The sequence below is a fragment of the Yoonia sp. genome (assembly GCF_046498525.1).
Taxonomy (GTDB): domain Bacteria; phylum Pseudomonadota; class Alphaproteobacteria; order Rhodobacterales; family Rhodobacteraceae; genus Yoonia.
This window is the reverse complement of the sequence record NZ_JAWOAN010000244.1, coordinates 1-11697: the sequence shown is the minus strand read 5'-3', so window position 1 is coordinate 11697 and position 11697 is coordinate 1. Positions and strand designations below refer to the sequence as shown.

The window sequence follows — 11697 nt, the reverse complement described above, 5'->3', positions numbered from 1 at the left end:
GGCATCCCCAAAAGGCCCACGTCGGCGATCAGTTTCAGGCGCAGCCAGATTGTGCGCTCGATCGCCTCTTGTCCCGGGTTGGCGCGGCGCGGTGCCTGATTGGTCGCAGTCTTGAAGCGCAGGTTACCCCAGCCGCCATTACCACCCTTGGCGATCACGATCTTCTGGCCAACTTCGGTCAGGTCGGCAATGACGGTTTCCTGATCTTCATCAATAATTTCGGTACCGACAGGCACGCGAAGCACTTTCGCCTCGCCATCCCTGCCGGTGCGCTGGCTGCCCATACCGTGCTGGCCGCTGCTGGCAAAGAAATGCTGCTGATAGCGAAAATCGATCAACGTATTCAAGCCGTCGACAGCTTCAACAACGACATCACCGCCCTTGCCGCCATCGCCGCCGTCAGGTCCGCCATATTCCATGAATTTTTCGCGGCGGAACGAAATACAGCCCGCGCCACCGGAACCGGACCGGATATAGACCTTAGCAAGATCGAGGAATTTCATTTTTCTGGCTTTCCAAAGCTGATCGTGTCAGCCGTTAAACTACTGCGGGTGGACTCTCAAGCAGTCCGCACAGGAAGCAGACCGCAAGATCTATGTCCCAAGACTCCCGACACAAATGGCGGAGAACATTTTATCCAAGGGCCTTAAAGAAAAAGGGCCATCATGAGCCCAGTTTGAGCGTATAGGTCCAAGTTGGCACAGTGGCCTTGCGCGAGACCGAAAACGCCTCTGCATCGCCCAGATAATCAAAGCCGCAGTTTGTCAGCACACGTGCCGACCCCGGGTTGTCTTGAAACACTTCGGCAAAGATGCGGTCGGACTGATGCGGATTGGCGGCGATGAGCGCGCGCACAGCCTCGGTTGCGTAACCGGTGTTCCAGAAAGCAGGCGCGATCCAGTAGAAAACCTCGGATTGCGCGCGGTCCATCCGTTCAAGGCTGATTAACCCCAAGGCCTCTGCGTGACCATGGTCCGACCCGTCGATAACCCACACATCCTCTGTCCGCTTTGCGGCGGTAGCGCGCTCGATCATCGCCTCAACGGAACCAGGTGGAAGCGGGTGTGGCATCGCGCGCGTACCACGGGCAACACGGTCGTCATCCGCGTACATCGCGATCAAACCGGCGTCGGATTTGCGGAAAGGCCGCAAGACAAGACGCGTGGCCGCTATCGTTTCCTGTACGGTGATATCCTCGTGTCGCATTGCTTCCCTCCCCGAAAACAACTTTGTTCCCCGCCAAGCTTTAGAGCTACATGGTGGCAAGAACATGAATAAAAAAGGGGACCGGTGAATACCGATCCCCAAAACTTTGCCACCTTGGAATTATCGGCTTACTCTGCGGCCTCTGCCACCGGGAGAACCGAAATAAAGGTACGGCCTTTCAGGCCCTTGTGGAATTTGACTGCGCCATCGACAGTCGCAAAGATCGTGTGATCCTTGCCCATGCCAACGCCCATGCCCGGCCACATCTTTGTGCCGCGCTGACGCATGATGATGTTGCCGGGGATGACAGCTTCACCGCCGAATTTCTTGACGCCAAGACGACGACCCGCAGAGTCGCGTCCGTTACGGGATGAACCGCCTGCTTTTTTATGTGCCATTTGGTCTCTCCTTAGCCTTTTGCCAGCTCGGTCGCTTGCGCGATCCAGCCTTCACGTTCGATACGGCCTTTGAACGATAGTTTCTCGTCCATCTCAGCCACATCAGCTTCTGTCCATGCTGCAATCTGGTCAAATGTCTTCACACCAGCTTCGAGCAGCTTCTTTTCAAGTGCCGGGCCAACGCCGGACAGCTTTTTCAGGTCGTCAGCGCCAGCAGCGGCCTTTGGCTCCGCTTTCGCTTTGGGTGCAGCCTTTGGCTTTTCGGCCTTCGGTGTCGATGCACGCTCAGCCGCTGCAGCCGCTTTCTTGGATGTCGGTGCGCCATTGGCACCCGATACTGTCATCATGCCCGCGCCGGAAACGGCAGCCATGACGCCGGACTTGTCGGCACCATTTTCAAGAATCTCAGCGATACGGACCAATGTCAGTTGCTGACGGTGGCCTTTGGTGCGCTGCGAGCCGTGCTTACGACGGCGCTTGACGAAGTTGATCGTCTTTTCGCCCTTGATCTGGTCGATCACCTCGGCCTGGACGCCGGCGCCATCGACCGTTGGTGTACCCACAGTGGAGCCGACCATCAGAATTTCGTTGAATTGGACTTTGTCGCCTGCTTTCGCAGCAAGCTTTTCGACACGAAGTACGTCGCCAGAAGCAACTTTGTACTGCTTGCCGCCGGTTTTGAGAACCGCAAACATATGTATTTCCTTTTGTCTTTCGCGTCGCTGAGGCCCCGGTTTCATCCGGCGTTTGGTACCTGTGGACAGCGCGCCCGTGGGCGAGTTTTCGCATAACGTCCTGCAAGACCCTTGCAGCGATGGCGCTGTATCTGACCAATGCCCCTGTAAGTCAACACCAAAAAGAAGGCTAAAGCCCCATGCGCCTATCCCTGATTACCCTTCTCCTTATCGCGGCCTGCGCGCAAGGGGACGATCACCTTGGCAATCCGCTTATGTTAACGGCAACGGGGACAAAGCCTGTCATCGGCAATGCCGCCTATGAAAAGCGCCGGGGTGCGGTCGAATTGATCGTCAAATCAAATTATGAAACGATCAAGGCCGATATTCGGGCTGGCGGCGGACCTATGCTCACCAAGGCGATGGACGCGGCCCGCATTCCAGACAGTGACCGCCCTGCCCGGATCATCCAGTTGCAATCCAACATGGGCCTTTATCAGGTCACACCGGGCGCGCTGGTCACCGCATTAATGGTCTACGGTGGCTAGAAACCAGCAATCAGACTATCGCGCTTGGCGACAAGATCCCAGAACGCTTTGGACTTCGAGATATCATCCGCAGCATCTGCGGGTATGCCACGCGCAATCATCCGTTCATAGAGCGCCAGCGGATAGCCGATTGTGACCGGCGGCACGCTTGCCATGGCGTTGATATCGGCAGGTACCGCCGCCGCTTGGGGTGGACAACCGCGTGTCGGGTTGGCGCGCAGTGGGCGCCCTTCTGCTTGCAGCTTTGTGACGGCTGCGAAATAAATCGTGCACTCAGCCGCCAAAAGCTCTGCCTGCCGCGGATCGTCAGGCGGCAGATCAGCCTGCGGGGCAATCGATGCGGTCTGATCACATGCAGCGAGCAGACCAAGGGCGAGAACGGCGTATTTAAAAGAAGGCAATAGGTCGTGTCCTTATCGGCTGGTTATAGTGGCACCATACGCGGGCATGCGCCAAAGCCAAGGGGCGGTTCTTCAGAGTTCCTGACTGACCATGAACCGCGAAGACGCCAGCCCAAGCCCGCGCGAAATATCATCAAACATGCCGTCAAAGGCCGAGAACAGCGCACCGCTCATATCCTGCCCTGCTTCGGTCCTTGAGAATGCGATATAAGCCTCAAGCTCTGCGTCAGAGAGCGGCTGATAGGCCATCAGCAAGAATGAATAGACCCACTCGGTCGTATCACTGCGCACATCGGGTTCCTGCGACCAGACGTTTTGCAACGCGGTTTCCGTGGTGACATCGGCAGGCATCGCACCGCCATCTATCAAGCCTGTGTAGAATGCATAACTGGAGTTGAGCGAACCCACGACATTGGCCTCGATCAGGTCGTTCACCTCGACGAATTCCTGCACCAGCACATACCGCGGCGTTTATCCATCATCGCAATCGCGGCATTCTCCTTGCTGGCCTCTTCGACAGCTTCATCCAGCATCGCACGGCGCGCGCTTACTTCGAGCTTGATGATCTTCTCTCCCGGCGAGGAGGTGAAGAAATCCAGCATCGCGTCGATATCGTCGCCTGCGACGGCTTCACCAAAGGCACCGCGCACTTCTTCGTACATCATCTCGGTATCGTAGATCGTCGATACAGCCATGTCCCATTGGTCTGTCGGACCGCCGGGGATCATATCCTCGGCCAGCGTCTGGCCATAGGACAGCCCCTCCTTGCGCATGATTTCAATTATCTCAGGCATGCCAAGAGCCTCGAGCAATTGATCCACCTTCGTCTCATCGGTCGGCTGTCCCCAAAGGGACGTCATCGACAGCGAAAGGGCAATAGCAAGCGGGGTCGCAAAGCGGTTCATAACAAGCCTCGTCAATCATATTCAAAACACAGATAGCCACCCTACCCCCACTTTGCCAAGTGCGCGCACGCAATTGTCAGGAGCGCCCGAATTGGCCTTGCGCAGACCTGCCGCGCACAGTAACACGCGAACTGACCCCCGCGGAGAGGTGCCGGAGTGGTCGAACGGGGCGGTCTCGAAAACCGTTGTGGGTGCAAGCCCACCCAGGGTTCGAATCCCTGTCTCTCCGCCAATATACAGTTGCTCTTTATTGCAGATATTGAATCCAGCTCACTGACCACCGTCATTGACCAATCAATCTTAGCGAGACCGTGACTTAATCGAAACAGCCATGCATTGCTGATGTGTGGGACCAGGCCAAGTGCGCAGCGCGGGCAGAAATTTTCAGCCCGGGCAACCGTTCGCTGCAACCCAAAACTGCCTTGGCGCTATGCTGCAACAGGGATTTGAACGTGTGTTTCCGCAACAAGTGCAGAGTGCAGGGCTTCGATTGCAGAATGAAGCGCGTCTCGCTCCATAATGAACTGAACATCCACATTGCGTGGCCCTTGGCTCGCCCCGATGGCTTCCAACCCGGCTTGCGCAATCGCCTGAAGACCACGCGTCAGAACCGACAGCCCCAAAAGATCACGCCCGATCACCGATGCCATGCCGATGGCGCGCAAGGAGATTTCAGCCGATGGATAAAGTTTGGCAAGATCTTTCTCGACACGTCGCAGAACCTTCATAGAGCTATCAACATAGTGCGTGATCGTATTGGCGTTCGAAACTTTCGAAACGATACGCACGTTATGCCTGCTCAGGATTTCGAGGATCGCCGAGTCATACCCTTTCACCCCCACCATGTCCTGTTCGAAAAGCTCAAGCGCAAAGAGCTCCAGACCGGTCACGATTTCGACTGCCGGCGTGTCGGTCGGCTGGTCATCGATCAGTGTTCCGGGATCGTCCGGTTCAAAGGCGTTGGTCACGCGCAACGGCACTTGTGCCTGCCGCAACGTCTTTGCTGCCTTCGGATGGATCGCCTCCATCCCCATGTTGGACAACTGATCTGCCACGTCATAGTTCGTCCGTCCGAGTTTACGGACTGCGTGCGCGCCCACCAGATTGGGGTCGGCTGACGATAGCTGGAATTCCTTGTGGATGATTGCCTCGCGCGCTCCGGTCAATGCCGCCAGCCTTGAAAAGGTCACTTCGGAATAGCCGCGGTCATATTCTCTCATCAACCCTTCGGCACATTGTGCATAACCGGTGACAATCGGCAATTCAGTCGTCAGGTCGACGTTCTTCATCGCACTCGTGATACGCTGATCAAGGCTCACCACATCCTCGTCGCGCCAGCCCGACAAGTCGAGAAACCGGGCGTTAATGCCCGCACGCTGCAACATAAGTGTGGTCACAAAGGCGGAATGCGCCTCGCCTAGCCCCGATAGCATCTCGCGTGTTTGTGCAAGGTTTTCGGACAATCGGAAATGGCCGTAAGAGCACAATCTGCGCAGGTCCGTCAGGCAGTTACGTGCGTTCTCCAGCCTGTCTTGCACGAAGGCATCGGCGCGTTCGATATCTGCGGGCGTATCAAGCACCTTGGAATGAACGTCCATCATCGCCTCGGCCACGCGGTCAAGCCGCGCGTACCAACCATGGTCATTATCTTTGTTTGCAAAGGCCGCGAAGGCACCCGGCTCACCCGTTTTCTTATGCTCTAAAAGCAGATTTGTGATACCACCGAACGCGGAGACCACGAAGACACGCTGATAGACATCGTCAGGGTCACGATCCCCGATGAACAGTGTATCGCGCAGCTTGTCGATACGGTCCATCGACGTGCCGCCGATTTTTTCGACTGTATGGCTCATCTCAAGCCTCCTCGGACAGTGCATAAGAGCCATCTTCGCGGTGCACTTCGGTGCCTGTCACCGGCGGGTTAAAGACACACGCCATCACCAGTTCTTCTTCGGCTCGCAGCACATGCCGGTCATGTTCGTTCAGCGCATACATCACACCGGGATGGATCTCGTGCGTCTCACCCGTGGCCAGATCGGTAATCGAGCCTTTGCCTTGCATGCAGTAAACGCTCTCGAAATGGTTCTTATACTCGAACGTGTGCTCAGAATCCGGCTCTAGGAAGGTAATGTGGAACGAGAAACCCATACCATCATCTGCCAGCAACATCCGAACCGATGACCATTGCGCATCCGATACAACGCGGTCGCGTTCATTCTTGATGATTTCGTTGAAGTCGCGAACAATCATAGTTGTTACTCCGCTGCCAGTGTTTTTTGTTGGGTTAGTACGTCGCGCGTTGCATCAAGCAGGATGTTGAATCCCGCGTGCAGCGTTTTTTCCGGTGTGGTCAATGGTGCCAGAACCTTGACCACTTCATCATGGGCACCCGATGTCTCGATAATCAGCCCTTTCTCGAAGCAACGTGCGCAAATATCACTTGCCAGCTCGCCCGAGCCAACATCGACGCCTTGCATCATGCCGCGCCCTTTCAGCTTGGCGCCCGGAATAAGCGAGGCGATGTTGTTCAACGCTTCGGTCAGTAGCTCTGATTTGCGTGCGATGACCTTTTCAAAGCTGCGATCAGCCCAGAATTTCTCAAGCGCGACGCGCGCGGTCACGAAAGCATGGTTATTGCCACGGAACGTGCCGTTGTGCTCTGCGGGCTTCCAGATATCATGCTCTGGCTTTACCAGAAGCGCGGCAAAGGGCAGCCCCATGCCCGAAAAACTCTTGGCCATCGGGATCAGGTCCGGCTCGATCCCCATTTTTTCGAACGAAAAGAATGTTCCAGTGCGACCGCAGCCGGCCTGAATATCATCGACAATCAATAGCGCGCCATGCTTTTTGGCCAAGCGTGCAATGCCCTGCAACCATTGCGTGCTGGCGGCGTTCAGCCCACCTTCACCCTGTACAGGTTCAACGATAAACGCCGCAGGTGCGTCGATCCCGCTTGAGGGGTTCTCAAGCATCATCTCGATCTGGGACAGCGTATCTACATCGTCGCCAAAGGCGCCTTCGTAAGGCATACGCGATACGCCGCAAAGCGGCCCACCGCCCGCGCCGGCGCGTTTGCCCGAGTTGCCTGTGCAGGACAATGCGCCCATGGTCATGCCGTGAAACCCGTTGGTAAAGGCCAGAATATTGCGCCGACCCGTCACTTTGCGGGCAAGCTTCATGGCTGCCTCGACAGCGTTGGTGCCGGTCGGGCCGGTCATCATCACCTTGTAGTCCATGCCACGCGGGGTGAGGATGATGTCCTCGAACGCCTCGAGAAACAGCGACTTGGCATCAGTATGCATGTCAAGGCCGTGCGAGACGCCGTCGGCAGTGATGTGATCGATCAGCGCCTGTTTCATATCCGGGTCATTGTGACCGTAGTTCAGCGAAGAACAGCCCCCGAGAAAATCGATATAGGTGCGGCCCATATCATCGGTGAGTTCCGAGCCGCGCGCCTTGACGAAGACGGTGTCGAAACTGCGCGAATAGGACCGCGCTTCACTCTCGCGTCGTGTATAGATGTCTTTCGATGTCATATCTTTAGGCATAAGTTTTCCTTTCGCATCAGATGCGTTGAAAATATTAGTCTGCTGGAAGAGGTCAGGCCGCGCGGCTAAGCGCGTCTACCTTTGGAAGCGATATCGTCACCATGTGCTCGGTCGCGTGCTGACCTTCGAAGTGTGCGTCGCGTTCAAAATGCGGCTCATCGTCAAGAGAGCCCCCGATGTGCCGGGCAAAGCTCTTGAACAGTGCCCATGACGCGTCGTTGTCACGCGTGATTGTCGTTTTGAGTGCCGTTGCATCGGCACAGGCTTCACGCTCGATGAGCTCGATCAACATGCGTTTGCCAAGGCCAAGCCCGCGGGCCGCCGGATCGACAGCCACTTGCCACACAAAAATCTCGTTTGTGTCGGGGATCATGTGGCCGGACACCCAGCCCGCGATCTGTCCGTCCACCTCTGCAACTACGCAGGTCTCGCTGAAATGGTCGGCTTGAATCAGGTTCGCATACATCGAATTTTCATCGAGCGGTTTGCAACTCTTCACAAGCGACCAAATCTCGGGTCCATCGGTTGCCTCGGGCTTTCGAAGGCAAACCGTTCGGCGGCGGGTATCGTTGTTATCATTCAGCATGGGTTCTCGTTGAGCTGTTTCAGGATCGGCTCATACATACTGCATGAAGGATTTAATTCAACAGCCTAACTACAATAATATCCAAAATAGCCGGTTTTTGCTTATTTTAGGTATTACGGGCCAGAAATATCAAGTTTAAAAGCTTTATATCCTTCGTGTTTCGAAGCTGTTCCCGAGGAGATACTTTACATATTGAAGCACTGTACAAATTCATGCGATCCTATGACATGTCGATCCAGTCCTCAGAACGCATTGATGAATGCCTCATCGCGTTGCGCCGCATTCTGCGGGCAACATCACTTTTCGACCGCGAACTCGCGCATTCCACCGGTGTGACACCGGCGCAACTTCGCGTGCTGCAAATTTTGAACCACAAACAAGCCGGAAGCGCGACGCCGAAAGCACTGGCAAGCCAGATGGGGATTGCACAGGCCACAATCACGACAATTATTGATAAACTGGAGATTTTGAAGCTGATCGTGCGCCAGCGGTCAGAAACGGACCGGCGTCAAACGAATGTGGTCATTACCGAACATGGTCGGCAGCAAGTCCGCGACGCGCCCGATGCTTTGCAGCAGCGCTTTGTGCGGGCCTTCGACCAGATGCAGGACTGGGAACAGGCACAACTTGTCGCGTCGCTCGAGCGGGTTGCAACCATGTTGGACGCTCATGAAATCGACGCCTCTCCGGTGCTCACTGCGGACGAATTCCAAAAACCATAACGCCGGGTCTGGTACGACAAGCCGACCGTTCCTCAATTCTGATATCGTCTCACCTTGTGATACCATGAACTGTCAAGGACGGGGCCACCGTTTGGGGGCGGGCGGATCAGAGGAACAATCCTGCAAAAACCGAATCTGGCTGCTATCCGGCGGAATGCGCGTCGTCAGACAATGTTATGATCTTGGCAACCTGTGCCTTGTGTGCATTTGACCGGACCGCCCTGCCCGCGCAACTTATGCTGCGTTCAGCGTGGATATGCATAATCAGCGATATGGCACCAGATTTCCTGATTGATATGCGCAAGATCGGCGATCGACTGCCGCATTTTTTCAATTTGCGCGGCATCCAGATCGATGGTTTGTCCCATACGGATCATGTCCTTGCGGTCGGCGATCCGCATCAGGATGGATTTCGGTGGCCCGCCTTCGGGATCAAATGCATAAATGCAGTGGTTAAAGCGATTGCGCGCACCGGATAGTTTCATCAGCCGGCGTGTCAGGCCCAGCACGCTGTCACGCTCTACAGGATCCCGATCCGGCATCTTGGCAAGCCGCTCTACCAGATCCACGCGTGCACGCGTGGTGTTCAAGGTCAGGAAAATGACGACAGCAGTGTCTTTGGTTGTGCCAGACAAACCCGCTATCAGGTGCAGCAGCAAGCTTTCTGTATTCGTCCACGTATAGTTCAGCCGCCCGACAAGCAGTAGGATTTCATCAAATTCAGCGGTGTACGGGACCCGACCGCGCAGTTGATTGGCATTCATGGCCCGATCCCGAGTTGCCGCGACAGATACCACGTGGCCGCTTCGGTTCGGTTTCGCGCGCCGATCTTGTTGGTCGCGTTGTGGAGGTGAAGTTTCACGGTGTGTTCGGACAACGACATCTTGTGAGCGATCATCTTGTTGCTTCCCCCCTGCGACACAAGGGCCAGCACCTCTTTTTCGCGTCGGGTAAGCCCGTGGTTCCCTGAAGCAGGCGGCACAACCGCCATTTTTTTGTAGCCGTTCTGCGCATCCGGCCTGATCTTTGCGGCGGTACTTTGGGGGGCGATCAGATCGGTGGCTGCAACCAGCTGACCCGAAAGGGCAAGCCGCAACATCGATGACCAGGGTCCAATCGGTAAATTCATTTGCAATAGCAGAATGCCTGCCAACACGGGCTTGTCGACGCGCTCTGCCAAGAGCTGCCCCGCGACAGTCTGATCATGATAAGCCAGAATCCAGTCCGCATGAGGCAAGACCAACTTATAACCGGCCAGGTCGCGAAAAACCTCGGGGGCGAACCGGTCATCAAAGAATACCTTCCTGACGACAACCTGTTCATCGCGGGCCAGCCCGTACAGATCGTTCGGGCCGTCCAGTCGCACCGCATGCACGCCGCCGGCCTCTTGCTCGGCAACCCGCAGGATACAGTTTGGAAAAACCAGGCCGCTTCCAAGGAATGCAAAGATATTTTTGAAACGGTTCTGACCAAAATTTACGGCAGCGGTGTCGAAGGAATCTGACTTACGTTTCTGCATATCAATTCCCAAATTTTCTGGTGCCATGTCTTCGTGCACCAATGCGAACATACCCCGAAGGATACCTTGTCAGTTCTGTGAATCGGATTTTACAGGCTCTCGAAGGTGACCGATTGATTAAGATCAAACCATCGCCAAGGGAGCCTTTTCAGGTGGGCAGTTGGGCGAGCAGTGTAAGACAATGCGCCACCCACGAGGCTATAGCGCGTTTGGTTAGCCTCTGGATGCATGGTTGGTCGGACCTTGCACGAAATTAAAAATTATTACTTTATCTCAAGGCCTTAACCATATCATAATCGTTCGTCTAACTATCGAATTTGCGCCGAAAGTGAGAGTTTGCATTCATGGCCTGCAATGACGCAGCCATTGCCGAAACTGATTTTCACCGGTCGGCGGAGCCTCGCTCTTAGCTCAAATCCCCGGCCCGCAGCGGTCACGCCCCTGCATGCAATCAAAGGAGGACCATGGACGCAATCTATAAAGTGCCGAACTGTTCCGATGGTACGATTGTACGGGAATGAGTTTCGGTGATTTCACGTAACCCCAAACCCTAAAGCACCTGCCAGTTGTCACTTTTTACATGAGTAGTGACCAGCCGGGTGTGTTGGAGGACCAACAAATGTCACAAAGAAAAGCACCCCTTAACAGCAACCACACCCATATCGGAGAGGTCGACGTCAAGCATGTTGATGCAGATTTCGACACCGATGTGTTTGTAAAGGAAGCTGACATCGACATTGATGCACAAGCCCAGCAGCAATCGGTCGATGTCGAAAACGAAGCCGAACTTGAGAATGAGCAAGAACAGGATCAAGATCAAAAGCAGAAACAGGATCAAGATCAAGATCAGGACCAAGATCAAGGTCAGCTTCAAGGCCAGTTGCAGGGCCAGACCGTCGATAACGAAAACGGCAACAACGACAACTCAAACGCCGTAAACAACAACGTCCACGTCGACTTCGGTGAAGGCGAATGGATACCGCGCGATGATGACTTCATCGATATCGACATGACCGATCAGTCATCGGTCGGCAATGTGTTCGGTGTTAAAGGCGATATGAATTATGATCCCGGTAACGAGTTGAACATGGGTGATATGCTGAACGACCTGACCTTTGGGGATGGCAACAGCAACGCTTTTGGGATCGGGCAGTCGAACAATCTGGTCGACAACGACACGCTCGATAATC

The 11697-nt window shown here is 55.2% G+C and carries 14 protein-coding genes, 1 tRNA gene and 2 pseudogenes; 4 read left to right on the top strand and 13 right to left on the bottom strand.

Features of this window, described 5'->3' with window-relative positions:
* The 4 genes and pseudogenes from obgE to R6T97_RS14745 all read right to left on the bottom strand — a co-directional run.
* Positions 1-503: pseudogene (gene obgE, locus R6T97_RS14760) on the bottom strand (GTPase ObgE); the annotation flags it as partial.
* A 160-nt stretch (positions 504-663) separates the two neighbouring features.
* Positions 664-1206, bottom strand: a complete 543-nt coding sequence (locus R6T97_RS14755) for a GNAT family N-acetyltransferase (RefSeq protein ID WP_410350049.1) — start codon at positions 1204-1206, stop codon at positions 664-666.
* Between the two features lie 128 nt (positions 1207-1334).
* The gene (rpmA, locus tag R6T97_RS14750; protein ID WP_410350048.1) at positions 1335-1604 is read right to left on the bottom strand and encodes a 50S ribosomal protein L27; all 270 of its coding nucleotides are present in this window, start codon (positions 1602-1604) and stop codon (positions 1335-1337) included.
* Positions 1605-1615: 11 nt separating this feature from the next.
* Positions 1616-2299, bottom strand: a complete 684-nt coding sequence (locus tag R6T97_RS14745; protein ID WP_410350047.1) for a 50S ribosomal protein L21 — start codon at positions 2297-2299, stop codon at positions 1616-1618.
* A gap of 179 nt (positions 2300-2478) precedes the next feature.
* Here R6T97_RS14745 and R6T97_RS14740 point away from each other — a divergent pair, with 179 nt between their 5' ends.
* Positions 2479-2826, top strand: a complete 348-nt coding sequence (locus R6T97_RS14740) for a hypothetical protein (protein ID WP_410350046.1) — start codon at positions 2479-2481, stop codon at positions 2824-2826.
* Here R6T97_RS14740 and R6T97_RS14735 read toward each other — a convergent pair.
* The 3 genes from R6T97_RS14735 to R6T97_RS14725 all read right to left on the bottom strand — a co-directional run bounded on the left by R6T97_RS14735 (position 2823) and on the right by R6T97_RS14725 (position 4132).
* Positions 2823-3227 (bottom strand): hypothetical protein, encoded by a 405-nt coding sequence (locus tag R6T97_RS14735; RefSeq protein WP_410350045.1) that lies wholly within the window; start codon positions 3225-3227, stop codon positions 2823-2825. The genes R6T97_RS14740 and R6T97_RS14735 overlap by 4 nt on opposite strands.
* Before the next feature lie 72 nt (positions 3228-3299).
* Positions 3300-3662, bottom strand: a complete 363-nt coding sequence (locus R6T97_RS14730) for a hypothetical protein (RefSeq protein WP_410350044.1) — start codon at positions 3660-3662, stop codon at positions 3300-3302.
* On the bottom strand, positions 3659-4132 hold the full coding sequence (locus R6T97_RS14725) for a DUF2059 domain-containing protein (protein ID WP_410350043.1): 474 nt from the start codon (positions 4130-4132) through the stop codon (positions 3659-3661). Before R6T97_RS14725 ends, R6T97_RS14730 begins: the two co-directional genes overlap by 4 nt.
* A gap of 142 nt (positions 4133-4274) precedes the next feature.
* Here R6T97_RS14725 and R6T97_RS14720 point away from each other — a divergent pair.
* A tRNA-Ser gene (locus R6T97_RS14720) sits at positions 4275-4364 on the top strand.
* Between the two features lie 196 nt (positions 4365-4560).
* Here R6T97_RS14720 and R6T97_RS14715 read toward each other — a convergent pair.
* From R6T97_RS14715 to ectA, 4 genes are read right to left on the bottom strand one after another with little or no spacing between them, the layout of a single operon-like run.
* Positions 4561-5985, bottom strand: a complete 1425-nt coding sequence (locus tag R6T97_RS14715) for an aspartate kinase (protein ID WP_410350042.1) — start codon at positions 5983-5985, stop codon at positions 4561-4563.
* A 1-nt stretch (position 5986) separates the two neighbouring features.
* Positions 5987-6382: an ectoine synthase gene (locus R6T97_RS14710; protein WP_410350041.1), complete on the bottom strand. Its 396-nt coding sequence runs from the start codon at positions 6380-6382 to the stop codon at positions 5987-5989.
* A 5-nt stretch (positions 6383-6387) separates the two neighbouring features.
* Complete coding sequence (gene ectB / locus R6T97_RS14705) at positions 6388-7680, bottom strand: diaminobutyrate--2-oxoglutarate transaminase (protein ID WP_410350040.1); 1293 nt, start codon at positions 7678-7680, stop codon at positions 6388-6390.
* 52 nt (positions 7681-7732) lie between these two features.
* Positions 7733-8266: a diaminobutyrate acetyltransferase gene (ectA, locus tag R6T97_RS14700; RefSeq protein WP_410350039.1), complete on the bottom strand. Its 534-nt coding sequence runs from the start codon at positions 8264-8266 to the stop codon at positions 7733-7735.
* Between the two features lie 212 nt (positions 8267-8478).
* Between ectA and R6T97_RS14695 the strand changes: the two genes are divergently transcribed.
* Positions 8479-8988 (top strand): MarR family winged helix-turn-helix transcriptional regulator, encoded by a 510-nt coding sequence (locus R6T97_RS14695; RefSeq protein WP_410350038.1) that lies wholly within the window; start codon positions 8479-8481, stop codon positions 8986-8988.
* A 245-nt stretch (positions 8989-9233) separates the two neighbouring features.
* On the opposite strand, the gene R6T97_RS14690 is transcribed toward R6T97_RS14695, so the two are convergent.
* The gene (locus tag R6T97_RS14690; protein WP_410350037.1) at positions 9234-9752 is read right to left on the bottom strand and encodes a hypothetical protein; all 519 of its coding nucleotides are present in this window, start codon (positions 9750-9752) and stop codon (positions 9234-9236) included.
* Positions 9749-10507, bottom strand: coding sequence for a response regulator transcription factor (locus R6T97_RS14685; protein ID WP_410350036.1), 759 nt, complete (start codon positions 10505-10507; stop codon positions 9749-9751). Before R6T97_RS14685 ends, R6T97_RS14690 begins: the two co-directional genes overlap by 4 nt.
* A gap of 619 nt (positions 10508-11126) precedes the next feature.
* On the opposite strand from R6T97_RS14685, the pseudogene R6T97_RS14680 reads away from it, so the two are divergent.
* Positions 11127-11697: pseudogene (locus R6T97_RS14680) on the top strand (hypothetical protein); the annotation flags it as partial.